Here is a 25,064-nt window from a genome sequence, read left to right on the forward strand (position 1 = left end):
CCGGTCCCGGACGCAGCCGCCCGCGCGAAACCGCTCGGCCCGGTGCCCCGCGGGCCGTGCGGCGACAGGCACTTTCCGGCGGCCGTCCGGGCCCGACACACGCATGGCCCTGGGCTGCGGCAGGCAGGGGCCTTAGGGTGCCGATATGTGCGGAATCGTGGGTTACGTCGGGTTGCAGTCGGCGCAGGACGTCGTCGTCGCGGGGCTGAAGCGGCTGGAGTACCGGGGATACGACTCCGCCGGGGTCGCCGTCCTCGCGGACGGCGGGCTGGCCGCGGCGAAGAAGGCGGGCAAGCTCCTCAATCTGGGGAAGGAACTCAAGGACCGGCCGCTGCCGGCCGGGAACGCGGGGGTCGGGCACACCCGTTGGGCCACGCACGGCGGGCCCACCGACACCAACGCCCACCCCCACCTCGACAACGCCGGCCGGGTCGCCGTCGTCCACAACGGGATCATCGAGAACTTCGCGTCGCTCCGCGAGGAGCTGGCCGGGCGGGGCCACGCCCTCGCCTCCGAGACCGACACCGAGGTGGTGGCCCACCTGCTCGCCGAGGCGTACTCGTCGGTCGGTGACCTGGCGGACGCCATGCGGCAGGTGTGCGGGCGGCTGGAGGGTGCGTTCACCCTGGTCGCCGTGCACGCGGACGAGCCCGGCACGGTCGTCGGGGCCCGGCGCAACTCGCCGCTCGTGGTGGGCGTGGGTGAGGGCGAGATGTTCCTGGCCTCCGACGTGTCCGCCTTCATCGCGCACACCCGGTCGGCGATCGAGCTGGGTCAGGACCAGGTCGTCGAGCTGCGCCGGGACGGGGTGACCGTCACCGGTTTCGACGGCTTCCCCGCCGACGTGCGCGAGTACCACGTCGACTGGGACGCGTCGGCGGCGGAGAAGGGGGGCTACGCCTCCTTCATGCTCAAGGAGATCGCCGACCAGCCCAAGGCGGTCGCCGACACGCTGCTCGGCCGCGTCGACGGCTCGGGCACGCTCCACCTCGACGAGGTGCGCATCCCGCCCGGCGTGCTCCGCGAGGTCGACAAGGTCGTCATCATCGCCTGCGGGACCGCCTTCCACGCCGGGATGATCGCCAAGTACGCCATCGAGCACTGGACCCGGCTGCCCTGCGAGACCGAGCTCGCCAGCGAGTTCCGCTACCGCGACCCGATCCTGGACCAGCGCACCCTCGTCGTCGCCATCTCGCAGTCGGGCGAGACGATGGACACCCTCATGGCGGTCCGGCACGCGCGTGAGCAGGGGGCGAAGGTCCTCGCCATCTGCAACACCAACGGCTCGACCATCCCCCGGGAGTCGGACGCCGTCCTCTACACGCACGCCGGGCCCGAGGTCGCCGTCGCCTCCACCAAGGCGTTCCTGACGCAGCTCGTCGCCTGCTACCTCGTCGCGCTGTACCTGGGGCAGGTGCGCGGCACCAAGTGGGGCGACGAGATCCGCACCGTCGTGCGCCAGCTCTCCGAGATGTCCGGCGCGGTCGAACGCGTCCTCGGGACCATGGAGCCGGTACGCGAACTGGCCCGCTCGCTGTCCGCCCACGACACCGTGCTCTTCGTCGGCCGGCACGTCGGCTATCCGGTGGCCATGGAAGGGGCGTTGAAGCTCAAGGAGCTCGCCTACATGCATGCCGAGGGGTTCGCCGCCGGAGAGCTCAAGCACGGACCCATCGCGCTGATCGAGGAGGGCCTGCCGGTCGTCGTGATCGTGCCGTCGCCGCGGGGCCGCTCCGTGCTCCACGACAAGATCGTCTCGAACATCCAGGAGATCAGGGCCCGTGGAGCCCGTACCGTCGTCATCGCGGAGGAGGGCGACGAGGCGGTCGTGCCGTACGCCGACCACCTCGTCCGGATCCCGGTCACGCCTACGCTGCTCCAGCCGCTGGTGGCCACGGTGCCCCTGCAGGTGTTCGCCTGCGAGCTGGCGACCGCCCGGGGCAACGAGGTGGACCAGCCGCGCAATCTGGCGAAGTCCGTGACTGTCGAGTGAGTGAGTGAGCGCGTGATCATTGGGGTCGGGATCGATGTGGCGGAGATCGAGCGGTTCGGCGCCGCGCTGGGGCGCACACCCCAGCTCGCCGAGCGGCTGTTCCTGGAGCGGGAGCTGCTGCTGCCCGGCGGGGAGCGGCGGGGGATCGCCTCACTGGCGGCACGGTTCGCCGCGAAGGAGGCCCTGGCCAAGGCACTGGGCGCGCCGGGCGGGCTGCTCTGGACCGACGCCGAGGTGTGCGTCGAGGAGAGCGGCCGGCCCCGGCTGGAGGTGCGCGGCACCGTCGCCGCACGGGCCGCCGAACTCGGCGTGCGCAGCTGGCACGTCTCCCTCAGCCACGACGCGGGGGTGGCGTCCGCCGTGGTGATCGCGGAGGGTTGAGCGCATGCGACATGCCTACAGCGTCGAGACCGTACGGGCGGCCGAGCGCGCCGTGATGGCGCGGCTCCCGGAGGGCACGCTCATGCAGCGCGCCGCCGCCGGGCTCGCGGTGGCCTGCGGCGACCTCCTGCGGCGCAACGGCCGGGTCTACGGCTCCCGGGTGCTGCTCCTCGTCGGCAGCGGCGACAACGGCGGCGACACCCTCTACGCGGGAGCCCGGCTGGCGCGGCGGGGGGCCGGTGTACGCGCGGTCCTGACCGCGCCGGACAAGGTCCACCGGGCCGGGCTCGCCGCCCTGCTGGCCGCGGGCGGACAGGTCCTCGACGGCCCGGACCCGGGCCCCTTCGGCCCCGTCGACCTCGTCGTCGACGGCATCACCGGGATCGGCGGACACGGCGGCCTGCGCCCCGGCGCCGCCGACCTGGTGCGGGCGGTCACCCGGGGGCACGCGCCCGTGCTGTCCGTGGACCTGCCGAGCGGCGTCGAGGCGGACACCGGGCAGGTGCTCGGGGCCGCCGTGCGCGCGGACGCGACGGTCACCTTCGGCGCGTACAAACCGGGGCTGCTCGTCGATCCGGCCGCCGGACACGCGGGAGCCCTGCGCCTGGTGGACATCGGCCTGGGCCCGGAACTGCCCGCCCGCCCGGACCTGGAGGCCCTCCAGTACGCCGACGTCGCGGCCCTGCTGCCGGTGCCCGACGCGGAGAGCGACAAGTACCGGCGCGGGGTCGTGGGCGTGGCCGCCGGGTCCGAGCGGTACCCGGGGGCGGCGGTGCTCGCGGTCGCCGGGGCGCTGCACGGCGGCGCCGGAGCCGTCCGGTACGCGGGCCCGGGCGCCGACGCCGTGATCGCCCGCTTCCCGGAGGTCCTGGTCCACCCGGGGCCGCCGTCGAAGGCGGGACGGGTCCAGGCCTGGGTCGTCGGTCCCGGGCTCGGCGACTCCTCGTCGGCCGCCGGCGCGGTGGCCGACGTGCTCGCCGCGGACGTCCCGGTCCTCGTCGACGCGGACGGGCTGCGGCTGATGGACGCCGGAGCGGTCCGCGCGCGGACCGCCCCCACCGTCCTGACCCCGCACGCCGGCGAGGCCGCCGCGCTGCTCGGGGTGCCGCGCGAGGAGATCGAGGCGGGACGGCTCGCCGCCGTGCGGGAACTCGCCGCGCGCTACGACGCGACGGTGCTGCTCAAGGGGTCCACGACCCTCGTCGCCGAGGCGGGGGACGCACCCGTGCGGATCAACCCGACCGGCACGTCCTGGCTGGCCACGGCGGGCAGCGGGGACGTGCTGTCCGGGCTGACGGGTTCCCTGCTCGCGGCGGGCCTCGCGCCCCGCGACGCCGCCTCCGTCGGCGCCTATCTGCACGGCCTCGCGGCGCGCCGGGCGTCGGACGGGGCGCCGGTCGCCGCACAGGACGTCGCGGACGCCGTGCCGGCGGCGTGGCGGGATGTGCGCGCCTGATCCAGGCTTGTCCCGGGCCGGTTCACGCCGGAGAGCGGAGAGCGCCGTGGAACGCCGGGGAACCGGGAAGGGACGGTGGTCGGACATGGGCAGTGCCGTACGCGTACACAGGGTGTACGACCCGCCGGAGGACGACGACGGCACCCGGGTGCTCGTCGACCGGCTGTGGCCGCGGGGGGTCTCCAAGGAGCACGCGGCCGTCGACGTGTGGGCCAAGGACGCGACTCCCTCCAAGGAACTGCGCACCTGGTTCCACGACAACCGGGACCGCTACGACGACTTCGTGGACCGCTACCGCACCGAACTCGGCGATCCGGCCCACGCCGGGGCCGTCGGCGACCTGCTCGACCTGCTGCGCGCCGGCGGCCCGGTCACCTTCGTGACGGCGGTGAAGGACGTTCCCGCCAGCCACGTCCCGGTTCTCGTCGACCATCTGGAGCACGCCCTCGGACAGCGGTGACCGCCTCACCGGGCACGGGAGGTCGAGGGCGCGGGCCCACGCCTCTGAGAGACTGGGCGCGATGAACGAGACAGCGACCCTGAGAGCCCGTGCCGAGATCGACCTCGCCGCACTGCGCGCCAACGTGCGCGCACTGCGCGCGCGGGCGTCCGGCGCGCAGCTCATGGCCGTGGTGAAGTCCGACGCCTACGGTCACGGGGCCGTGCCCTGCGCCAGGGCCGCGCAGGAGGCGGGCGCCGCGTGGCTGGGAACCGCCACCCCGCAGGAGGCACTCGCGCTGCGGGCCGCCGGGATCGGCGGCCCGTTGATGTGCTGGCTGTGGACGCCGGGCGGCCCTTGGCGCGAGGCGGTGGAGGCCGGCATCGACGTCTCGGTGAGCGGCATGTGGGCGCTCGACGAGGTCGTCGCCGCGGCCACCGAGGCAGGGGTACCTGCCCGGGTCCAGCTCAAGGCCGACACGGGCCTGGGACGCAACGGCTGCCAGCCCGCCGACTGGCCGCAGCTCGTCTCCGCTGCCCGCGCCGCCGAGACCGCGGGCGTCCTGCGCGTCACCGGCCTGTGGTCGCACTTCGCCTGCGCCGACGAGCCCGGGCACCCCTCGATCGCCGCGCAGCTGGACGTCTTCCGGGACATGGTGGCGTACGCGGAGAAGGAGGGCGTGACGCCCGAGGTGCGGCACATCGCCAACTCCCCGGCGACGCTCACGGTGCCCGAGTCGCACTTCGACCTCGTGCGCACCGGGATCGCGATGTACGGCATCTCGCCCAGCCCCGAGCTGGGCACCCCGGCCGACTTCGGGCTGCGCCCCGTGATGACGTTCGCCGCCTCGGTCGCCCTGGTCAAGCAGGTGCCGCCGGGGCACGGCATCAGCTACGGCCACCACTACACGACCTCCGCCGAGACGACCCTCGCCCTGGTGCCCGTCGGCTACGCGGACGGCGTCCCGCGCCACGCCTCCGGCCGGGGGCCCGTGCTCGTCGGGGGTGCCGTCCGCCGGGTCGCCGGCCGCGTCGCCATGGACCAGTTCGTGGTCGACCTCGAGGGCGACAGCCTCGAAGCGGGCGCGGAGGCGGTGCTGTTCGGGCCGGGGGACCGGGGCGAGCCGAGCGCCGAGGACTGGGCGGTCGCGGCCGGCACCATCGCGTACGAGATCGTCACGCGCATCGGTGCGCGCGTCCCCCGCGTCCACCTCCACGAGGACTCCGGCCGGGGCTGACGTCCCGGCCCGGCCCGCCGACGACAACGACGACGACGAAGGAGCACGGCACGGTGAGCGAGACCAGCGCCGAGGACGTCATGGCGACCGCGGCCGTCGCGGCGGCCGGCTGGCGCCGGGCGGGCGTCGCCGGGGCGGCGATAGGCGTCATCGCCGCGGGAGCCGCCGCCGGTGTCGCCGTCGAGCGGCTCACGGTGGGCCGGGGCATGCGGAAGAAGGCCCGCCTCGCGCTGGACGCCTCCGGCCCGTACGGGTCCCTGCGCGGCCGGCCCGGCCGCGCCGTCGCCGACGACGGCACCGAGCTCTACTACGAGGTGGACGAGACCGAACCGGACACCGGCGCGGGCCGGGCGAGCGCCCCCGCTGGCAGCGGGTCGCGCCGGCGCAGGCTCTTCGGCCGCAAGGACCCCGCGGCCGTCACCGTCGTCTTCAGCCACGGCTACTGCCTGGGTCAGGACTCCTGGCACTTCCAGCGGGCGGCGCTGCGCGGACTGGTCCGCACCGTGCACTGGGACCAGCGAAGCCACGGCCGCTCCGAGCGCGGCCGGGCGCAGGCCGAGGGCGTGCCGGTGGGCATCGACCAGCTCGGCCGTGATCTCAAGGCGGTCATCGACGCTGCCGCGCCCGAGGGCCCGCTGGTGCTGGTCGGGCACTCGATGGGCGGCATGACGATAATGGCGCTCGCCGACCGCTACCCGGAGCTGATCCGCGACCGGGTGGCCGCCGTGGCGTTCGTCGGCACGTCGAGCGGGAAGCTCGGCGAGGTGAACTTCGGTCTGCCGGTGGCCGGCGTCAACGCGGTGCGCCGGGTGCTGCCCGGTGTGCTGAAGGCGCTCGGCTCGCAGGCGGAGCTGGTGGAGCGCGGCAGGCGGGCCACCGCCGATCTGTTCGCAGGGCTGATCAAGCGCTATTCGTTCGGGTCGCGGGACGTGGACCCGGCCGTCGCGCGGTTCGCGGAGCGGCTCATCGAGTCCACCCCGATCGACGTGGTCGCCGAGTTCTACCCGGCGTTCACCGAGCACGACAAGAGCGGTGCGCTGCCCGCGTTCAGCAGCCTGCCGGTCCTGATCCTGGCCGGCGACAAGGACCTGGTCACGCCCAGTTCGCACAGTGAGGCCATCGCGGACCAGCTGCCGGACGCGGAGCTGGTGATCGTGCCGGACGCCGGTCACCTGGTCATGCTGGAGCACCCGGAGACGGTCACCGACCGGCTCGCGGACCTGCTGGTACGGATCGGAGCGGTTCCGGCCGAGGCGCGCTGATCCTCTAACGTGGGTCGGCATGGAAGCAGCGCACAACGGCCCGGCGGCCGGCACCGCCGCACCGGGCACCGTCACCCTGGCTCTCGCCGTCGAGTCCCCCGAAGAGATGAAGGATCTCGGCCGCCGGATCGCCGGTGTGCTGGCCCCGGGCGACCTGGTGATGCTCACCGGCGAGCTCGGCGCGGGCAAGACCACCCTGACCCGGGGTCTCGGCGAGGGCCTCGGTGTGCGCGGCGCCGTCACCTCGCCGACCTTCGTGATCGCCCGGGTCCATCCGCCGCTGGGCGACGGGCCCGCGCTGGTCCACGTCGACGCGTACCGGCTGGGCGGCGGTCTGGACGAGATGGAGGACCTGGACCTCGACGTGTCGCTGCCCGAGTCGGTGATCGTCGTGGAGTGGGGCGACGGCAAGGTCGAGGACCTCTCCGAGGACCGGCTGCGCGTGTTGATCGACCGCGCGGTCGGCGACACGGACGACGAGCGCCGCACGGTGACCCTGGTCGGGATCGGGGAGCGCTGGGCGCGGCTGCGCGCGGAACTGGCGGCTCGCTGAGGGCGCGGGCGAACGGCTCGCGGATGCGTCCGGCGGGCCCGTGCGGGGATGCTTTCCGACAGGGCGTCGGTAAAATGTTGCGCGGGGGAGCCCCGGCGTGGTCACATGGGGTACAGGGATGGGTTAGGTGTACCTAACCACGTCTCTCACCGAGGCCCGAGGAGGCATCCATGCCGGCACCCGAGCGTGAAGTGCAGCCCCAGTCGCCGCAGGCGGAGCCGCCGTCGCCCTCCGCGGTGTCGATGAAGGACCTGCTCGCCTCCTGCGCCGCCGCGACGGCGGTCTCGACGCCGCCGCGCGAGGACCGCGAGGACGCGGAGCCGGTGAGGCCGGGCGAGGACCGCGACGCCGCCTAGGCGGGGCGCGGACCCCGGGCTCACGGGACGACGACGACCTTCGCGCCGACCGTGGCGAACGTCCACATCGCGTTCCCGTCCGTGCGCTTCATGCGCACCCCGCCCGTCCTGACGGCGGGGTCGGGGCTCTTCATCGAGTTGTCCTGGGCGGCGCTGAAGCCGACGGACACGTCGTCCACGTTCGCGAAGCGCACGACGTGCTCGATCATGACGCCGTCCGAGCCCTTGATGCTGCCGGAGCGCGAGGTCACCTGGTACACGCCGGGCAGCGGGTCCACGGTGCTCGGCATGACGGTGAAGGTCCGCAGCGCCTGCTCCTGGCTGCCGACGATCCACACCCTGCGGTCCTTCAGCGCGTACACGACGCGCGCTCCGGTGTCGGAGTCCTCGGGAACGGCCAGCGGCTGCTTCGGCGCGTCGGGCTTCCCCGAGGGCTGCGCGGACGGCCCGGAAGCCTGGGCCGAGGGGGCGACGACCGAGTCGGGCGCGTTCGCCGACGCCTGGTAGGCGAGGAAACAGACCGCGGCCAGTGCCGCGGCGGTGAGCCCGGCCACGATTCCCGAGCTTCTCCCTGCCACCTGACGTCCCCTTTCGGATGCCGTTCGTCGCATGTCGTACAAGCGTTTACGTCGTACTCGCGTATCCCGGGCGACGCTACCAGCAGCGGACGGGCGGACCGGGACGCCGAACGGGCTGCCGTGGCCGCGTCGGCGGAGCCGTAGGCTGTTTGTGTGCTGCTGCTCGCCATGGATACCGCCACCCCCGCCGTCACCGTCGCCCTCCACGACGGGTCCTCCGTCGTCGCCGAGACCGGACAGGTCGACGCCCGCAGGCACGGGGAACTCCTGCTCCCCGCCGTCCACCGGGTCCTCTCCGAGGCCGGGGTGAGCCTCGACGACGTCACCGACATCGCGGTCGGCGTCGGACCCGGCCCCTACACCGGGCTGCGCGTCGGCCTGGTGACCGCCGCGACCTTCGGGTCCGCGCTCTCGCTCCCCGTGCACGGGGTGTGCACGCTCGACGCCCTCGCCCACGCCTCCGGACTCGAAGGCCCCTTCGCCGTCGCCACCGACGCGCGGCGCAAGGAGGTCTACTGGGCGCGCTACGACGACGTCCGCACGCGGGTGGGAGAACCCGGGGTCGACCGCCCCGCCGACATCGCCGGCTCCCTCGCCGGCCTGCCCGTGGCCGGCGCCGGCGCGCTGCTCTACCCCGAGGCGTTCCCGGACGCGCGCGGACCCGAGCACGTCTCCGCCGGCGCGCTCGCCTCCCTCGCCGCCGAACGCCTCGCCGCCGGCGCCGGGCTGCTTCCGCCGCAGCCGCTCTACCTGCGCAGGCCCGACGCGCAGGTCCCGAAGAACTACAAGGTGGTCACCCCCAAGTGACCACCGCGACCGCTGTGCTCCGGGAGATGCGGTGGTGGGACATCGATCCCGTCCTGGAGCTGGAGCACGAACTGTTCCCCGACGACGCCTGGTCGGCCGGCATGTTCTGGTCGGAGCTCGCCCGCGCCCGCGGGCCCCGCGCCACCCACCGCTACGTCGTCGCCGAGGACCCCGACGGCCGGATCGTCGGCTACGCGGGACTCGCGTCGGCCGGTGACCTCGCCGACGTCCAGACCATCGCCGTGAGCCGCACCCAGTGGGGCGGCGGCCTCGGCTCCGAGCTCCTGACCGACCTCCTCCGGCACGCCACCGCCTTCGAGTGCACCGCCGTGCTCCTGGAGGTCCGCGTCGACAACACCCGCGCGCAGAAGCTCTACGAACGCTTCGGCTTCGAACCCATCGGCTTCCGCCGCGGCTACTACCAGCCGGGCAACATCGACGCACTCGTCATGCGCCTGACCGTACAAGGAACAGAGACAGACTGATGGCTGACGAACCGCTCGTACTCGGCATCGAGACCTCCTGCGACGAGACCGGCGTGGGCATCGTGCGCGGGACCACGCTCCTCGCCGACGCCGTCGCCTCCAGCGTCGACACGCACGCGCGCTTCGGCGGCGTCGTCCCGGAGATCGCGTCCCGCGCCCACCTGGAGGCCATGGTCCCCACCATCGAGCGCGCCCTGAAGGACGCCGGGATCAGCGCCCGCGACCTCGACGGCATCGCGGTCACGGCCGGTCCAGGGCTCGCCGGGGCGCTGCTCGTCGGCGTGTCGGCCGCGAAGGCCTACGCGTACGCCCTGAACAAGCCGCTGTACGGGGTGAACCACCTGGCCTCGCACATCTGCGTCGACCAGCTGGAGCACGGCCCGCTGCCGGAGCCCACGATGGCCCTGCTGGTCAGCGGCGGGCACTCCTCGCTGCTGCTGGCCCCGGACATCACCAACGACGTACGGCCGCTCGGCGCGACCATCGACGACGCCGCCGGTGAGGCCTTCGACAAGATCGCCCGGGTGCTCGACCTCGGTTTCCCCGGCGGCCCGGTCATCGACCGGCTGGCCAGGGAGGGCGACCCGAAGGCGATCGCCTTCCCGCGCGGACTGAGCGGCTCGCGCGACCCCGCGTACGACTTCTCCTTCTCCGGGCTCAAGACGTCCGTGGCGCGCTGGATCGAGGCGAAGCGCGCGGCCGGCGAGGACGTGCCCGTACGGGACGTCGCCGCCTCCTTCCAGGAGGCCGTCGTCGACGTCCTCACCCGCAAGGCCGTCCGCGCCTGCAAGGACGAGGGCGTCGACCACCTGATGATCGGCGGCGGCGTCGCGGCCAACTCGCGGCTCCGGGCGCTCGCCGAGGAGCGCTGCGAGAAGGCGGGGATCCGGCTGCGGGTCCCCAGGCCCGGACTGTGCACCGACAACGGCGCCATGGTCGCCGCGCTCGGCGCCGAGATGGTCGCCCGCAACCGCCCCGCCTCGGACTGGGAGCTGTCCGCGGACTCCTCGCTGCCGGTCACCGAGACGCACGTGCCGGGCGCGCACGGCCACGACCACGACCACATCCACGAGGTCAGCAAGGACAACCTCTACTCATGACCGTCGCGCTGATGTGGGAGGCCCGCGCCGCGGAGGGCAGGGGCGCGGAGCTGCTGGAGTGGGCGCGGGCCAGGGCGGCCGGGCTGACCCGCGAGCCGCTGCGCAGCGAACTGCTGCGCGCGCCCGGCGACCGGGTCCTCGTGCTGACCTGGTGGGACGCGGCGTACGACGACGAGCTGCCGGAGCTGCCGGAGCCGGACGCCGGGCTGATCACCCGCGCCGTCCACCGGTGGCGCTTCGAGTCCCTCGGCCCCGCCGGCGGCTGATCCGGACCCGCCGGCCGCCGGACCGGGCACCCGCCGGAAAAGAAATCCGGGAAAAGCTCCCGGAGGTGTCGATCCAGGCCCCTCCCGTTCGACGCAGGAGTGAGAGGCGGGGAACGGCCCCGCTTCCCGAGTCCGAGGAGACACCATGCCGCGCTATCTGACGATGGTCCGCATCGACGAGCGGAACACCCCGCCCGGGGGCCCCAGCGAAGCGCTGCTGGAGCGCATGGGGGCGCTCATCGAGGAGATGACCAAGGCCGGTGTCCTGCTGGACACCGCGGGCCTCACCCCGACCTCGGAGGGCACCAGGGTCACCTGGTCGAACGGCGAGTTCACCGTCACCGACGGGCCGTTCACCGAGACCAAGGAGGTCATCGGGGGCTACGCGCTCATCCAGGCCAAGGACAGGGCCGAGATCCTGGAGTGGACCAAGCGCTTCCTCGCCGTCCACGAGCCGTACTGGACGATCACCTCCGAGATCCGCGAGATCGCCGAAGGCTGACCGGCACGGACGGCGGCGACCGGGGCGGGCGGCGGATCCTTGCCGCGCCCGCCCCCGGCTGCTCTGATGGGTGCCCGTGACAGCAACGAGCAGCGCCGTCGAGGCCGTGTACCGGATCGAATCGGCCAGGATCATCGCCGGCACGGCGCGCATCGTGCGGGACGTGGGCATCGCCGAGGAGATCGCGCAGGACGCCCTCGTCGCCGCGCTGGAGCAGTGGCCCGAGACCGGAGTACCGGACCGCCCCGGGGCCTGGCTCATGGCCACCGCCAAGCACCGCGCGATCGACCTCGTACGCCGCAGGGAGACCTACGCCCGCAAGCTGGCCGAGGTGGGCAGGGCGCTGGAGGACGTGCCGCCGCCCGAACCGGCCGGCCCGGACGACATCGACGACGACGTGCTCCGGCTGATCTTCACCTCGTGCCATCCGGTGCTCTCCACCGGGGCGCGCGTCGCCCTCACCCTGCGCCTCCTCGGCGGCCTGCGCACCGACGAGATCGCCCGCGCGTTCCTGGCCGGGGAGCCGGCCGTCGCCCAGCGCATCGTCCGGGCCAAGCGGACCCTGGGGCGCGCGGGCGTGCCCTTCGAGGTGCCGTCGGGGCCCGAGCTCTCCGCCCGGCTCGGCTCCGTGCTCGACGTGATCTACCTGATCTTCAACGAGGGGTACGCGGCCACCGCCGGGGACGACCTGCTGCGCCCCGCGCTCTGCGAGGACGCGCTGCGGCTCGCACGGCTGCTGGCCGGCCTGATGGACGGGGAACCCGAGGTCCACGGACTGGTGGCGCTCCTGGAACTGCAGGCGTCGCGCACCCGCGCCAGGACCGGCGCCGACGGCACTCCGCTCCTGCTGGCCGAGCAGAACCGCGCGCGCTGGGACCAGTTGCTGATCCGGCGGGGCTTCGCCGCCCTGGAACGTGCGCACGCGCTGGGCGGTGCCCCCGGTCCGTACACACTGCAGGCCGCGATCGCCGCCTGCCACGCCCGCGCCGTGAGCTGGTCCGACACCGACTGGCCGGCGATCGCCACGCTCTACGGCCGGCTGGTCAGGGCCGCCCCGTCGCCGGTGGTGGAGCTGAACCGGGCGGTGGCCGTCTCGATGGCCGAGGGGCCGGAGGCGGGCCTCGCCCTGACCGACGCGCTGCTGGACGAACCGTCCCTCGCGGGATACCACCTGATGCCCAGCGTGCGGGGCGACCTGCTGGAGCGGCTGGGGCGCGGGGAGGAGGCGCGAGCCGCGTTCGTCCGGGCGTCCGAGCTGACCCGTAACGCGCGGGAGCGGGAGCTGCTGCTCGCACGGGCCGAGCGCGTGTCCCGATGAGTTCCGGGTCCCGCCGCGGTCTACCGTGCACAGCGTCCTGAGGAGCGGCGCGGTGCACGGAGGAGAGAGACCATGCAGAAGATCAGGCCCTGTCTGTGGTTCGACGACCAGGCCGAGGAGGCGGCCGCCTTCTACGTCTCGGTGTTCGGCGGTGATTCCCGCATCGAGGACGTCACCCGCTGGCCCGAGGGGACGGAACTGGCCGGATCGGTCCTGACCGTCGACTTCGTGCTCGCCGGCCAGGAGTACGTGGGCCTCAACGGCGGCCCGCAGTTCACCTTCGACGAGGCCGTGTCGCTGAGCGTGGACTGCGCGGACCAGGAGGAGGTCGACCGGCTGTGGGAGAAGTTCACCGAAGCCGGTGAGGAGAGCCAGTGCGGCTGGCTGAAGGACAAGTACGGGCTGTCCTGGCAGATCGTGCCGCGCGAGCTCCCGGAGCTGCTGGCCGGCCCCGACCGGGCCCGCGCGCAACGGGCGATGAAGGCCATGATGGGCATGCGGAAGCTGGACATCCAGGCGCTCCGGGACGCCTGACCCCCCGGCCACGCCGTGCGCGGGCCGGGGAAGGAGCGCACCCTGGAAACAGGGACTCCGGGAGGTGACCGTCATGATGGAGACCACCGTCGGATGGCATGTCGAGCTGGAATTCGAGGAGGACACCCACCGCACCCGCGCGGCGGCCCTCGTACGGCTCAGCGACGGGACCGAGGTACGGGCCCACGGATACGCCAGCCGCCACCCCTCCGACGCGGAGCAGCCGCGGGTGGGCGAGGAGATCGCCGGTGCCCGCGCGCTGAACGAACTCGCGATGAAGCTGCTCACCAAGGCGCACGACGAGATCGACGACGCGTCCGGCCGCACGTCGTACCCGCTGACCTGACCGTCCGCACACGCGGGTGCCGGGCCCCGGCCGGCCGCTTTCGGTGACGCGGGACGCGTCCCCGGTGGAGCCCTCAGGAAGGCTTCACCGGGTGCCCGATCAGCATCGTCGGGGCCCCGGCCACCCGGGTCAGGAAGACGGTGGCCGAGTGCGGCCCCTGGAGCTTCATCCTGCGGCGCAGCTCCTCGGGTTCGACCGCGGAACCCCGCTTCTTGACCGTCAGGACGCCGACCTGACGCTCCCTCAGCAGTGCTTTGAGCTTCTTCATGTTGAAGGGCATTTGGTCGGTGATCTCGTACGCGGCCGTGGCGTCGGACGTGTACGGGACGTCGCTCGTGACGTAGGCGATCGTCTCGTCGATGAGCCTGCCGCCGCACCGCTCGACGATGTCGGCCACGAGGTGTGCGCGGATCACGGCGCCGTCCGGCTCGTACAGGTACCGGCCGACGGGACCGACCGGCGGGGAGGGGAGCGGGCCGGCGGAGGTGAGGGTCGCGCGTGACGGCAGGAGGGTGGCCCGGTAGGCGCCGGGAGTGAAGCCCTCGCCGAACCAGAGCACGGCCTCCTTCACGTCTCCGCCGTCCGAGATCCACTCGGCCTCGGCCTGCGGGCCGATCGCCTCGTGCGGGACCCCCGGGGCGATCTTCAGCGCCGCGCGGGGGGCCTTCAGCGCGGCCTCCGTCGCCCAGGAGAGGGGCGGCGAGTAGGCCTCCGGGTCGAAGATCCGGCCGCGCCCGCCGCGACGCGCCGGGTCGACGAAGACCGCGTCGTACGGCGAGGTGTCGATCCCGGTGACGTCGGCGCACCGCACCTCGACGAGATCCTGGAGGCCGAGCGCCTCGGCGTTGGCGCGCGCCACCAGCGCGGTCAACGGGTCGCGGTCCACGGCCAGCACGCTCATGCCCGCGCGGGCCAGGGCGATCGCGTCACCACCGATCCCGCAGCACAGGTCGGCCACACTGCGCACGCCGCGCTCCGCGAACCGCTCCGCGCGGTAGGAGGCGACGGAGGTGCGGGTCGCCTGCTCCACGCCGTCGGGGGTGAAGAACATGCGGAACGCGTCCTCGGCCCCGAACTTCGCCATCGCGCGCTGCCGCAGCCGCGCCTGGCCGAGGGCCGCCGACACCAGGGCGGCGGGGTGGGAGCGCCGCAGACGGGTCGCCGTCGCCAGTTCGCGGGCGGGGTCGTGGTCGCGGAGCTCCTCCAGGAGGGCCGCCCCCTGCGGGGTGCGCAGGGCGGCGAAGGAGGCGAGCGGGTCGGCCGGGCCGGCGGGGGGAAGGGCGTTCACACGATCCATTGTGAGCCAGCCGGGGGACCCGGCGGGCCGGGTGGAGGTGTCGCCGGAGGCGGCCGGGGTGCTGCTGGCAGGATGCGGCGCCATGCAGCTAGTACGACAAAAAGAAGAATCTGCCGCGAAGCGGTACAGACCGGCTTGCGCCGTCCTGGCCGCACTGCTGGCCGCCGCCGTCGCCTCCGGGTGCGCGGGTACGGACGGGGAGACCGCGGACCACGGGAGACCGGCCGCCGGGCAGCCGGGGGCCGCCGCCCGGCCGGGGCCCGCCGCCGAGGCCGCCGCACGCGCCGAACGGCTGGAGCGGCAGCAGGCCGCCAGGGTCGCGGTCGCGAAGAAGTGGGGCCTGGCGAAGGTCCCGCTCGTCGCACCGGCACCGCCGGCCCGTAAGCCGCACATCACCACCCGCGAGGGCTTCGAGGTGGAGGGCGGGGAGGCGCTTCCCCCCGTCTTCACCACCGTTCCCACCAAGGAACGGATCGTCTTCCTGACGATGGACGACGGGGCGGAGAAGGACCCCGAACTCCTGCGCATGATGACGGAGCTGAAGATCCCCTACAGCGCCTTCCTCAGCGACTACGTGGTCAGCGACGACTACGGCTACTTCAAGGACATGCAGGCCCGCGGGGTCACCCTCAGCAACCACACGCTGAACCACCGCTATCTGCCCGGCCTCTCGAAGTCCGAGCAGCGGCGGGAGATCTGCGGCGAGCAGGACAAGATCGAGAAGTACTTCGGGAAGAGGCCCACCCTCTTCAGGCCGCCGTACGGCAACTACAACGGGGACACCCTGCGCGTCGCGAAGTCCTGCGGCATCGAGGCCGTCCCGCTGTGGGCGGCCGAGGCGTTCCCCGACCACATGGAGTGGCGCGAGTGGGACCAGGACCTGCACCCCGGCGACATCGTCCTCACCCACTTCCGCGGACGCGAGGACTGGGAGGGGTCCATGGCCGACATGATCCGCCGGGTCATGAAGACGATCACGGACAAGGGCTACGCCGTGGCCCGGCTGGAGGACTACGTCTGACGGGTCGGGCGGTCAGGGGCTCCGGTGACCGGGGGTGCGGAGGGGCCGGCGGGACGGCGCGCCGCCGGAACACCGCGGTGGTCTCCCTCGTTGTCCGGGCGTGAGCGGTCCCGCGACGCCACGCGAGGGTGGTGAATTGGCACTCCGCTTGACCGAGTGCTAATCGCGGTCATAGTCTCTGTGCTGGCACTCACCGATGGAGAGTGCCAGCACAACCGCGCGACAGGACAGGTCCGGCACCCGCGACGACGGATCGGCCCGGTCGCCACCCACAGACTGTTAAACCCCGTGAGATCTCCGAAGGGGGAGACCGGATCGTGTCGACCACCAGCTCCAAGGTTGCGATCAAGCCGCTCGAGGACCGCATTGTGGTCCAGCCGCTCGACGCCGAGCAGACCACGGCTTCCGGCCTGGTCATTCCGGACACCGCCAAGGAGAAGCCCCAGGAGGGCGTCGTCCTGGCCGTGGGCCCGGGCCGCTTCGAGAACGGCGAGCGCCTTCCGCTCGACGTCAAGACCGGCGATGTCGTCCTGTACAGCAAGTACGGCGGCACCGAGGTGAAGTACAACGGCGAGGAGTACCTCGTCCTTTCGGCCCGCGACGTTCTCGCGATCGTCGAGAAGTAATTCACTTAACGTTTGCTTCCGTTCTGCGCCCCTGGCCCCCTGCGAGATCACTAGCCGGGCGGCGAGGGGCGCAGTTCGTTTGAGAGGACAGCTCAGCCCATGGCGAAGATCCTGAAGTTCGACGAGGACGCCCGTCGCGCCCTTGAGCGCGGCGTCAACAAGCTTGCCGACACGGTGAAGGTGACGATCGGCCCCAAGGGCCGCAACGTCGTCATCGACAAGAAGTTCGGCGCCCCCACCATCACCAACGACGGTGTCACCATCGCGCGCGAGGTCGAGCTCGACGACCCGTACGAGAACCTCGGTGCCCAGCTGGTGAAGGAGGTGGCCACCAAGACCAACGACGTCGCGGGCGACGGCACCACCACCGCCACCGTGCTCGCCCAGGCCCTCGTCCGCGAAGGTCTGCGCAACGTCGCCGCGGGTGCCTCCCCGGCCGCCCTGAAGAAGGGCATCGACGCCGCCGTCAAGGCCGTGTCCGAGGAGCTCCTCGCGACCGCCCGCCCGATCGACGACAAGGCCGACATCGCCGCCGTGGCCGCGCTCTCCGCGCAGGACCCGCAGGTCGGCGAGCTCATCGCGGACGCGATGGACAAGGTCGGCAAGGACGGTGTCATCACCGTCGAGGAGTCCAACACCTTCGGTCTGGACCTCGAGTTCACCGAGGGCATGGCCTTCGACAAGGGCTACCTGTCGCCGTACATGGTGACCGACCAGGAGCGTATGGAGGCCGTCCTCGACGACCCGTACATCCTGATCCACCAGGGCAAGATCGGCTCCATCCAGGAGCTGCTCCCGCTGCTGGAGAAGGTCATCCAGGCCGGTGCCTCCAAGCCGCTCCTGATCATCGCCGAGGACGTCGAGGGCGAGGCGCTCTCCACCCTCGTCGTCAACAAGATCCGTGGCACCTTCAACGCCGTCGCGGTGAAGGCCCCCGGCTTCGGTGACCGCCGCAAGGCCATGCTCGGCGACATCGCCACCCTCACCGGTGCGACCGTCATCGCCGAGGAGGTCGGCCTCAAGCTCGACCAGGCCGGTCTGGACGTGCTGGGCACCGCCCGCCGCGTCACCGTCTCGAAGGACGACACGACCATCGTCGACGGCGGCGGCGACTCCGCCGACGTCAAGGGCCGCGTCAACCAGATCAAGGCCGAGATCGAGTCCACGGACTCCGACTGGGACCGCGAGAAGCTCCAGGAGCGCCTCGCGAAGCTGGCCGGCGGTGTGTGCGTGATCCGTGTCGGTGCCGCCACCGAGGTGGAGCTCAAGGAGAAGAAGCACCGTCTGGAGGACGCCATCTCCGCGACCCGCGCCGCGGTCGAGGAGGGCATCGTCTCCGGTGGTGGCTCCGCTCTGGTCCACGCCGTCAAGGTCCTCGAGGGCAACCTCGGCAAGACCGGCGACGAGGCCACGGGTGTCGCGGTCGTGCGCCGCGCCGCCGTCGAGCCGCTCCGCTGGATCGCCGAGAACGCAGGCCTCGAGGGCTACGTCATCACCTCGAAGGTCTCCGAGCTCGACAAGGGCCAGGGCTTCAACGCCGCGACCGGTGAGTACGGCGACCTGGTGAAGGCCGGCGTCATCGACCCGGTCAAGGTCACCCGCTCCGCCCTGGAGAACGCCGCGTCCATCGCGTCGCTGCTCCTCACGACCGAGACCCTGGTCGTCGAGAAGCCGGCCGAGGAAGAGGCCGACGCCGGTCACGGCGGCCACGGCCACTCCCACTAGTACCGCTCCGTACGCGGCCGAGGCCCGGTACCCCCGTCGCGGGGGCACCGGGCCTCGGTGCGTCGGCGCCCCGGTGACCCGCGGCGCTACTTCGGGCCGTACGTGCGCCCCGCGCGGGTGGTCACGCCGCTCAGCAGGCTCCGGGGCGTCAGCTTCACCAGCCCCATCAGGGCCTTGTACCGGGGATCCGGGACGGACACCGACCTGCCCCGGGCCAGATCGGCCAGGGCGGCGGTCACCAGCTTGTCCGCGTCGAGCCACATCCAGGCCGGGATGTCGCCGGTTCCCATCCCGGCCCGCTCGTGGAACTCGGTCCGCACGAAGCCGGGGCACAGCGCCATCAGGCGGACGCCCGAACCCGCCAGGTCCTTCGCGGCGCCCTGGGTGAACTGCACGACCCACGCCTTAGACGCCCCGTACGTCCCCCGGGGGAGGAAGGCGGCCACGGAGGCCACGTTGACGACACCGCCGCGGCCGCGCTCGCGCATGGGACCCGTGGCGGCCGAGGTCAGGCGCAGCACCGCCTCGCAGTGGACCTTGAGCATCGTCAGCTCGTCGGCGACGGAGACGTCGAGATAGCGGCCCTTGTTGCCGAAACCGGCGTTGTTGACCAGGAGGTCGACCGGGCTGTGACGGTCCGTCAGCCTCGCCTCGACCGCCTCGATTCCGGCGTCCGCCGACAGGTCGGCCGTCAGTACCTCGGCCTCGATGCCGTGCCGGTCGTGCAGCTCCGTCGCCTGGGTCCGCAGCCGCTCCGTGTCACGGGCCACCAGCACCAGGTTGTGTCCGTCACTCGCGAGCCGCCGCGCGAAGGCGGCCCCGATCCCCGCGGTCGCGCCCGTAATCAGTGCAGTCGTCATACGCGGCACGTTAGTGCCCCGCGCGGACGCGCCACCGGTCAGCCCGGTGGTGCTCCGGGACGCGGGACCGGCGGCGGGCCGGCGGACGGGTCAGGAGGCGGGGGCGCCCTCGGCGGGGGCCGGGCCGTTCCTGGCCAGGTACGCCCGCGCGGCCCGCAGCGTCTCCCCGTGCAGCGCGTCACCGGCCTCCAGCAGACGCGGCAGCAGATGGCGCTCCGTCGTCGTCGCCCTGAACTCCATTGCGGCCGTGATGTCGTGGGCCGGGCGGTGCACGATCTCCACGGCGTCACCCGCGCGGATCGTCCCCGGCCGGATCACGCGCAGGTACGCGCCCGTGGCGGCCTCCCGGGTGAACCGCCTCACCCAGCCGCGCTCGCCCATGTGCCCGGCGAAGGTCCGGCACGGGATGCGGCCCGAGGTGACCTCCAGGACCAGCTCCCCGCCGACCCGCCACCGCTCCCCGATCCTGGCGTGGCTGACGACGACGCCCGACGTCGTCAGGTTCTCGCCGAACGCACCGTTGGGCAGGGGCCTGCCGAGCGTCTTCTCCCAGACGTCGAGCTCCTCGCGGGCATAGGCGTACACCGCCTGGTCCGTGCCGCCGTGGTGCCGGAGGTCGCACACGGCGTCCCCGGCGAGCCCGCTGCCGCCGCTGCCCTTGGGGCCCGGGTCGGACACCCGCACCGGCGCGTCGGCCGGCTGCTTGCCGATCCCGGTCAGTCCCGAGGCCGAGTCGGTGTGCGACGACGGGGTGGGGAGGCCGAGGTTCACGGTGAGGACCTTCATGCCGTACACGGTAGCCGCGCGGCACTCAAAGCCGCTCATGATTTATCGGATCATCATGCAAGCGTCGCTTATGGTTGGAGGGTGATCGAAGCTCGTCATCTCCGCGTCCTGCGCGCCGTCGCCACCAGCGGATCGTTCTCCGCCGCCGCGCGCGACCTCGGCTGCACCCAGCCCGCCGTCAGCCAGCAGATGAAAGCCCTGGAGAACTCCGCCGGCACCCCCCTCCTGATCCGTACGGGGCGGGAGATGCGGCTCACCCAGGCGGGCGAGGCGCTGGTGCGCCACGCGTCGGGCATCCTCGCCGGCCTCACCGCCGCCGAGGAGGAGATCGCCGCGATCGCCGGACTCCGCGCGGGCCGGGTCCGGCTCGTGTCCTTCCCGAGCGGCAGCTCCACCCTGGTTCCGGGCGCCCTCGCGGCGCTGCGGGCCGCGCACCCCGGCACGCAGGTGTCGCTCGTGGAGGCGGAGCCGCCCCGCTCGGTGGAGATGCTGCGCGACGGTGACGTCGACATCGCCCTCGCCTTCCGCTACGGCACCACCGGTGGCGAATGGGACGACCTGGTCGTGCGCCCGCTGCTCACGGACCGGCTGATCGGTCTCGTACCCGAGGGGCACCGGCTGGCCGGCGCCGCCGCGGTGGACATCGCCGAGCTGACGGACGAGCCGTGGATCGCGGGCTGCCCCCGGTGCAGGCGCCAGCTGGTCGAGGTCTGCGAGGAGGCCGGGTTCACCCCCCGGATCGACTTCGCCACCGACGACTATCCGGCGGTGGTCGGTCTCGTCGGTGCCGGCCTCGGCATCGCCGTCCTGCCCGAGCTCGCCCTGGAGTCCGTACGGGCCAAGGGGGCGCGCACGGTGACCGTGGAGCCGGCCGTCGAGCGGGAGATCGTCGCGCTCACCCTGCCCGACCTCGCCCGGGTTCCCGCGGTGGCGGCCACCCTGGACCAGCTGGCCGTGGCCGCCGCACGCTGCTGACGGGCGCACCGCGGTACTCCCGGCACACGCCCGCGGAGGGATGCGCCGGGTGAAGGGAGAAACGTTTCTGCGTTCGATTGGGCCCGCAGGGTGTCAGGTGGGGTCCGATCCCTCGGACGGCGCCGAGTGGGCGGAGATCAGCCGGTTGCGGGCGCGGCCCATGAGCTCCTCGCGCTCGTCCTCGGTCAGGCCGCCCCACACGCCGTAGGGCTCCCGGACCGCGAGTGCGTGCGCCGCGCACTCGGCGCGTACCGGGCAGCGCATGCAGACCTCTTTCGCCGAGGTCTCACGGGCGCTCCGGGCCGCTCCGCGTTCTCCCTCGGGGTGGAAGAAGAGCGAGCTGTCGACCCCGCGGCAGGCGGCCAGCAGCTGCCAGTCCCACAGATCCGCGTTGGGTCCTGGAAGGCGGGAGAAATCTGCCATTGCGTGTCCCCTCGAAACCTTGCTGAGTCGGAATCTGCATCTCGACCGTTGGTGCTCGTCGGTGACCTGAGTCCCGACCGTACATCTACGGTGTTAGTAGATGTAAATATGACTTCTTGCGAATCTAGCCTCAGACGCCAGCAAAAGGGAAGAAAACCCGCTAAATGGGGCAGGTCAACGGGTGAGGGGCCGATCGGGGAGCGTGTGATTCCGTGTCGCTCTTCTCCGTGCGCGGGCCCTCACTTAGAGTGCCGAACCGGACGCTTCGGACCGTAACTCTTTCGAGTGACCGTCGTTGATGAGGGGGAAGCGGTTGACGCAGAACGAGCTCGGGCAGATGTCCGAGGGGGTCGACCGCTCAGGTGACGACTTGTATCAGCCTGGAGGCTCAAGGTGACGCGCAACAGCTGCGGAGGTCGGGCATGACATCCGTCCTCGTCTGCGACGACTCCCCGCTTGCCCGAGAAGCGCTCCGCCGCGCGGTTGCGACCGTGCCCGGCGTCGAGCGTGTGACGACGGCGGCCAACGGCGAGGAAGTCCTCCGCCGTTGGGGGGCCGATCGTTCGGATCTGATTCTGATGGACGTACGCATGCCCGGTCTGGGGGGTGTGGAGACGGTCCGGCGGCTGCTCTCGGCGGACCCCGGCGCCCGGATCATCATGCTGACCGTCGCGGAGGACCTGGACGGTGTCGCGCTCGCGGTCGCCGCCGGGGCCCGTGGATATCTGCACAAGGACGCCTCCCGCGCCGAGCTGCGCGCGACCGTCACCCAGGCGCTGGCCGATCCGACGTGGCGGCTCGCCCCGCGCCGGCTGCGGTCCGCGGAGATGGGTGCGGCCCCGACGCTCACCGCCCGGGAGATCCAGGTGCTCGAAGGCATGAGCCACGGCCGTTCCAACGCGGAGATCGGGCGCGAGCTCTTCCTCTCGGAGGACACGGTGAAGACGCACGCGAGGCGCCTGTTCAAGAAGCTCGGGGCCTCGGACCGGGCGCACGCCGTCGCGCTCGGCTTCCGCTGGGGCCTGGTCCGCTGATGCCGCCGCGCGACCGGTAGCCGTGCGATCCCGTCCGCACGCCGGCGGACGGGGCGGCGGTGGCGGCGGACCTGCGGCCGGGCCCTCCCCACCAGCGGTATGTGACGCTTCCCGGCCGATGCCGCATCCTTGAGTGTGGAGCCCCCGCGGGGGACATTCGGTCGAGCGGAAGGGGAGGGCGCAGGACATGACATCCGGCGCACCCGCTCAACACGCTGGAGCACCCGCTCGCAGCGCCGACGACACGCGGACCGACGCACGGGCGGCCCGTGCGGAGGTGCCGGCCGGGGGTGTTGAACCGCCTGCGGACGGGACGCCGGCCCTCGACGCCGGCGGCATCCCGCGGCACCACGCTGATAACGCTTCGGTGCACAACTCGGGACGCGATGCATCGGACCGGACGGTGTCAAGGCACCATGGTCCGATGCGCGAGGACGGGACGACGGTGATCGGTGCTCTGGTGCACCGTGCCGTCGACGGCGACGCGCAGGCCACCCACGATCTGCTGGCGCACGTCCACCCCCTCGCCCTGCGCTACTGCAGGTCCCGGCTGAACAGGCTTCCGGGTGATGCCCGTCACTTCGTCGAGGACCTCGCGCAGGAGGTCTGCGTCGCCGTGCTGATGGCGCTGCCGCGCTACAAGGACACCGGCAGACCCTTCGAGGCCTTCGTCTTCGCCATCGCGGGACACAAGGTCGCCGACCTCCAGCGCGCCGCGATGCGGCACCCCGGATCGACGGCAGTCCCCTCCGACGAGATGCCCGAGCGGCCGGACGACTCGCTGGGACCGGAGGAGCGCGCCCTGCTCAGCAGCGACGCGGCCTGGGCCAAGAAGCTTCTCGCCAATCTTCCGGAGAACCAGCGTGAGCTGCTGGTCCTCCGCGTCGCGGTCGGACTGACCGCCGAGGAGACCGGGCAGATGCTCGGGATGTCCCCGGGCGCGGTCCGTGTCGCGCAGCACCGTGCGCTGAGCAGGCTGCGCGCACTCGCGGGCCAGTAGGGCACGGTTCCGGCGCATCCCCTTCCGCTTGTGGGAAGCCACAGAAACCCGGTGTGATCTTGCTCGTGGAATGAGACACCCCGCGAGGCCGTTAGCATGGACATCCGCACCGATCAAGGCCATTTGGGGAAGGTGTCATGACTGCAAACGTCGACGGAGTGCCCGAGAAATTCGCGACGCTCGGGCTGACATACGACGACGTGCTGCTGCTGCCCGGCGCGTCCGACATGGCGCCCGATCAGATCGATACCGCCTCGCACATCTCGAAGAACGTGCGGGTGAACATCCCGCTGCTCTCGGCGGCGATGGACAAGGTCACCGAGGCGCGCATGGCCATCGCCATGGCCCGGCAGGGCGGCGCGGGTGTCCTGCACCGCAATCTCTCCATCGCCGACCAGGCGAACCAGGTCGACCTGGTGAAGCGCTCCGAGTCCGGGATGGTCACCGACCCGATCACGGTGCACCCGGACGCGACCCTCCGCGAGGCCGACGAGCTCTGCGCGAAGTTCCGCATCAGCGGTGTGCCCGTGACCGACCCGGCGGGCAAGCTGCTCGGCATCGTCACCAACCGCGACATGGCCTTCGAGTCGGACCGCACCCGCCAGGTGCGCGAGGTCATGACGCCGATGCCGCTCGTCACGGGCAAGGTCGGCATCTCCGGCGTCGACGCCATGGAGCTGCTGCGCCGCCACAAGATCGAGAAGCTCCCCCTGGTCGACGACGCCGGGATCCTCAAGGGCCTCATCACCGTCAAGGACTTCGTCAAGGCGGAGAAGTACCCGAACGCCGCCAAGGACAAGGGCGGCCGGCTGATCGTCGGCGCGGCGGTCGGCGTCGCCGGTGACGCCTTCGAGCGCGCCCAGGCGCTGGTCGAGGCGGGCGTCGACTTCATCGTCGTCGACACCGCCCACGGCCACTCCCGCCTCGTCGGCGACATGGTCGCCAAGATCAAGTCGAACGCCTCCGGAGTCGACGTCATCGGCGGCAACATCGCCACCCGTGACGGCGCCCAGGCGCTCATCGACGCGGGTGTCGACGGCATCAAGGTCGGCGTCGGCCCCGGCTCCATCTGCACCACGCGTGTGGTCGCCGGCATCGGCGTCCCGCAGGTCACCGCGATCTACGAGGCGTCGCTCGCCGCGAAGGCGGCCGGAGTCCCGGTCATCGGCGACGGCGGTCTGCAGTACTCCGGTGACATCGCCAAGGCCCTGGTGGCCGGCGCGGACACCGTGATGCTCGGCTCGCTGCTCGCGGGCTGCGAGGAGTCCCCGGGCGAGTTGCTCTTCATCAACGGCAAGCAGTTCAAGTCGTACCGCGGCATGGGCTCGCTCGCCGCCATGCAGACCCGTGGCGACCAGCGCTCGTACTCCAAGGACCGCTACTTCCAGGAGGGCGTCGCCTCCGACGAGAAGCTGGTCCCCGAGGGCATCGAGGGCCAGGTTCCCTACCGCGGCCCGCTGTCCGCGGTGGTCCACCAGCTCACCGGCGGTCTCCGCCAGTCGATGTTCTACGTCGGCGGCAGGACCGTCCCGGAGCTGCAGACGAACGGCCGCTTCGTCCGGATCACCTCGGCGGGCCTCAAGGAGAGTCACCCGCACGACATCCAGATGACGGTCGAAGCGCCGAACTACAGCAGGAAGTAAGGCATCAGCGCAGGTGAGGGGCGGACCGGGGTTCCCGGGACCGCCCCTCACGTGTGTGTCG

The 25,064-nt window shown here is 72.4% G+C and carries 28 protein-coding genes; 23 read left to right on the plus strand and 5 right to left on the minus strand.

What is annotated here, in order from left to right; translation table 11 throughout:
• Positions 1-145: 145 nt before the first annotated feature.
• The 8 genes from glmS to OHT61_RS19575 all read left to right on the plus strand — a co-directional run bounded on the left by glmS (position 146) and on the right by OHT61_RS19575 (position 7,677).
• Complete coding sequence (glmS, locus tag OHT61_RS19540; protein ID WP_329040058.1) at positions 146-1,993, plus strand: glutamine--fructose-6-phosphate transaminase (isomerizing); 1,848 nt, start codon at positions 146-148, stop codon at positions 1,991-1,993.
• Positions 1,994-2,005: 12 nt separating this feature from the next.
• Positions 2,006-2,374 (plus strand): holo-ACP synthase, encoded by a 369-nt coding sequence (locus OHT61_RS19545; protein WP_327122262.1) that lies wholly within the window; start codon positions 2,006-2,008, stop codon positions 2,372-2,374.
• Positions 2,375-2,378: 4 nt separating this feature from the next.
• Positions 2,379-3,830 (plus strand): NAD(P)H-hydrate dehydratase, encoded by a 1,452-nt coding sequence (locus OHT61_RS19550; RefSeq protein ID WP_329040059.1) that lies wholly within the window; start codon positions 2,379-2,381, stop codon positions 3,828-3,830.
• 85 nt (positions 3,831-3,915) lie between these two features.
• Entirely contained in the window at positions 3,916-4,290 is a 375-nt protein-coding gene (locus tag OHT61_RS19555; protein ID WP_329040060.1) for a DUF488 domain-containing protein, read from the plus strand.
• Positions 4,291-4,351: 61 nt separating this feature from the next.
• On the plus strand, positions 4,352-5,506 hold the full coding sequence (gene alr / locus OHT61_RS19560) for an alanine racemase (RefSeq protein WP_329040061.1): 1,155 nt from the start codon (positions 4,352-4,354) through the stop codon (positions 5,504-5,506).
• A 53-nt stretch (positions 5,507-5,559) separates the two neighbouring features.
• The gene (locus tag OHT61_RS19565) at positions 5,560-6,768 is read left to right on the plus strand and encodes an alpha/beta fold hydrolase (RefSeq protein ID WP_329040062.1); all 1,209 of its coding nucleotides are present in this window, start codon (positions 5,560-5,562) and stop codon (positions 6,766-6,768) included.
• Positions 6,769-6,787: 19 nt separating this feature from the next.
• Complete coding sequence (gene tsaE / locus OHT61_RS19570; protein ID WP_329040063.1) at positions 6,788-7,321, plus strand: tRNA (adenosine(37)-N6)-threonylcarbamoyltransferase complex ATPase subunit type 1 TsaE; 534 nt, start codon at positions 6,788-6,790, stop codon at positions 7,319-7,321.
• A gap of 170 nt (positions 7,322-7,491) precedes the next feature.
• Positions 7,492-7,677, plus strand: a complete 186-nt coding sequence (locus OHT61_RS19575; RefSeq protein WP_329040064.1) for a hypothetical protein — start codon at positions 7,492-7,494, stop codon at positions 7,675-7,677.
• 20 nt (positions 7,678-7,697) lie between these two features.
• Here the strand turns inward: OHT61_RS19575 and OHT61_RS19580 are convergent, their stop codons facing one another.
• On the minus strand, positions 7,698-8,288 hold the full coding sequence (locus OHT61_RS19580; RefSeq protein ID WP_329040066.1) for a hypothetical protein: 591 nt from the start codon (positions 8,286-8,288) through the stop codon (positions 7,698-7,700).
• A 135-nt stretch (positions 8,289-8,423) separates the two neighbouring features.
• Between OHT61_RS19580 and tsaB the strand changes: the two genes are divergently transcribed.
• The 8 genes from tsaB (at position 8,424) to OHT61_RS19620 (ending at position 13,613) form a co-directional block, all read left to right on the plus strand.
• On the plus strand, positions 8,424-9,062 hold the full coding sequence (gene tsaB / locus OHT61_RS19585) for a tRNA (adenosine(37)-N6)-threonylcarbamoyltransferase complex dimerization subunit type 1 TsaB (protein ID WP_329043322.1): 639 nt from the start codon (positions 8,424-8,426) through the stop codon (positions 9,060-9,062).
• Positions 9,059-9,547 carry a ribosomal protein S18-alanine N-acetyltransferase gene (rimI, locus tag OHT61_RS19590; protein ID WP_329040067.1) on the plus strand — a complete coding sequence of 163 codons (489 nt, stop codon included), beginning with the start codon at positions 9,059-9,061 and terminating at the stop codon, positions 9,545-9,547. The genes tsaB and rimI overlap by 4 nt, the downstream gene beginning before the upstream one ends.
• Complete coding sequence (tsaD, locus tag OHT61_RS19595) at positions 9,547-10,647, plus strand: tRNA (adenosine(37)-N6)-threonylcarbamoyltransferase complex transferase subunit TsaD (protein WP_329040068.1); 1,101 nt, start codon at positions 9,547-9,549, stop codon at positions 10,645-10,647. Before rimI ends, tsaD begins: the two co-directional genes overlap by 1 nt.
• Positions 10,644-10,913 carry a hypothetical protein gene (locus tag OHT61_RS19600; RefSeq protein WP_329040069.1) on the plus strand — a complete coding sequence of 90 codons (270 nt, stop codon included), beginning with the start codon at positions 10,644-10,646 and terminating at the stop codon, positions 10,911-10,913. Before tsaD ends, OHT61_RS19600 begins: the two co-directional genes overlap by 4 nt.
• 145 nt (positions 10,914-11,058) lie before the next feature.
• Entirely contained in the window at positions 11,059-11,415 is a 357-nt protein-coding gene (locus OHT61_RS19605; protein ID WP_329040070.1) for a YciI family protein, read from the plus strand.
• Between the two features lie 76 nt (positions 11,416-11,491).
• A complete protein-coding gene (locus OHT61_RS19610) occupies positions 11,492-12,733 on the plus strand; it encodes an RNA polymerase sigma factor (protein WP_443049481.1) in 1,242 nt (413 codons plus the stop codon).
• 72 nt (positions 12,734-12,805) lie between these two features.
• Entirely contained in the window at positions 12,806-13,267 is a 462-nt protein-coding gene (locus OHT61_RS19615) for a VOC family protein (RefSeq protein ID WP_329040072.1), read from the plus strand.
• 73 nt (positions 13,268-13,340) lie between these two features.
• Positions 13,341-13,613, plus strand: coding sequence for a DUF1876 domain-containing protein (locus OHT61_RS19620; RefSeq protein WP_329040073.1), 273 nt, complete (start codon positions 13,341-13,343; stop codon positions 13,611-13,613).
• Between the two features lie 73 nt (positions 13,614-13,686).
• Here the strand turns inward: OHT61_RS19620 and OHT61_RS19625 are convergent, their stop codons facing one another.
• Positions 13,687-14,910: a THUMP-like domain-containing protein gene (locus tag OHT61_RS19625; RefSeq protein ID WP_329040074.1), complete on the minus strand. Its 1,224-nt coding sequence runs from the start codon at positions 14,908-14,910 to the stop codon at positions 13,687-13,689.
• Between the two features lie 82 nt (positions 14,911-14,992).
• Between OHT61_RS19625 and OHT61_RS19630 the strand changes: the two genes are divergently transcribed.
• The 3 genes from OHT61_RS19630 to groL all read left to right on the plus strand — a co-directional run bounded on the left by OHT61_RS19630 (position 14,993) and on the right by groL (position 18,282).
• Complete coding sequence (locus tag OHT61_RS19630; RefSeq protein ID WP_329043323.1) at positions 14,993-15,931, plus strand: polysaccharide deacetylase family protein; 939 nt, start codon at positions 14,993-14,995, stop codon at positions 15,929-15,931.
• Positions 15,932-16,248: 317 nt separating this feature from the next.
• Positions 16,249-16,557 (plus strand): co-chaperone GroES, encoded by a 309-nt coding sequence (groES, locus tag OHT61_RS19635; protein WP_003966899.1) that lies wholly within the window; start codon positions 16,249-16,251, stop codon positions 16,555-16,557.
• A gap of 99 nt (positions 16,558-16,656) precedes the next feature.
• Positions 16,657-18,282, plus strand: a complete 1,626-nt coding sequence (gene groL / locus OHT61_RS19640; protein ID WP_250287895.1) for a chaperonin GroEL — start codon at positions 16,657-16,659, stop codon at positions 18,280-18,282.
• Between the two features lie 86 nt (positions 18,283-18,368).
• Here groL and OHT61_RS19645 read toward each other — a convergent pair whose 3' ends face one another.
• Together OHT61_RS19645 and OHT61_RS19650 are read right to left on the minus strand one after the other, a co-directional pair.
• Positions 18,369-19,142 carry an SDR family NAD(P)-dependent oxidoreductase gene (locus OHT61_RS19645; protein ID WP_329040075.1) on the minus strand — a complete coding sequence of 258 codons (774 nt, stop codon included), beginning with the start codon at positions 19,140-19,142 and terminating at the stop codon, positions 18,369-18,371.
• A 90-nt stretch (positions 19,143-19,232) separates the two neighbouring features.
• On the minus strand, positions 19,233-19,928 hold the full coding sequence (locus OHT61_RS19650; protein ID WP_329040076.1) for an MOSC domain-containing protein: 696 nt from the start codon (positions 19,926-19,928) through the stop codon (positions 19,233-19,235).
• An 81-nt stretch (positions 19,929-20,009) separates the two neighbouring features.
• Here OHT61_RS19650 and OHT61_RS19655 point away from each other — a divergent pair, with 81 nt between their 5' ends.
• Positions 20,010-20,903 (plus strand): LysR family transcriptional regulator, encoded by an 894-nt coding sequence (locus tag OHT61_RS19655; RefSeq protein WP_329040077.1) that lies wholly within the window; start codon positions 20,010-20,012, stop codon positions 20,901-20,903.
• A gap of 93 nt (positions 20,904-20,996) precedes the next feature.
• Here the strand turns inward: OHT61_RS19655 and OHT61_RS19660 are convergent, their stop codons facing one another.
• Entirely contained in the window at positions 20,997-21,326 is a 330-nt protein-coding gene (locus OHT61_RS19660; protein ID WP_329040078.1) for a WhiB family transcriptional regulator, read from the minus strand.
• A gap of 422 nt (positions 21,327-21,748) precedes the next feature.
• On the opposite strand from OHT61_RS19660, the gene OHT61_RS19665 reads away from it, so the two are divergent.
• The 3 genes from OHT61_RS19665 to guaB all read left to right on the plus strand — a co-directional run bounded on the left by OHT61_RS19665 (position 21,749) and on the right by guaB (position 25,003).
• Complete coding sequence (locus OHT61_RS19665; RefSeq protein ID WP_003948568.1) at positions 21,749-22,360, plus strand: response regulator transcription factor; 612 nt, start codon at positions 21,749-21,751, stop codon at positions 22,358-22,360.
• A gap of 424 nt (positions 22,361-22,784) precedes the next feature.
• Positions 22,785-23,360, plus strand: coding sequence for a sigma-70 family RNA polymerase sigma factor (locus tag OHT61_RS19670; protein ID WP_030123887.1), 576 nt, complete (start codon positions 22,785-22,787; stop codon positions 23,358-23,360).
• Between the two features lie 137 nt (positions 23,361-23,497).
• Positions 23,498-25,003: an IMP dehydrogenase gene (guaB, locus tag OHT61_RS19675; RefSeq protein ID WP_329040079.1), complete on the plus strand. Its 1,506-nt coding sequence runs from the start codon at positions 23,498-23,500 to the stop codon at positions 25,001-25,003.
• The last annotated feature ends 61 nt before the right edge of the window (positions 25,004-25,064 follow it).

The sequence above is a fragment of the Streptomyces sp. NBC_00178 genome, from assembly GCF_036206005.1.
Lineage (GTDB): Bacteria > Actinomycetota > Actinomycetes > Streptomycetales > Streptomycetaceae > Streptomyces.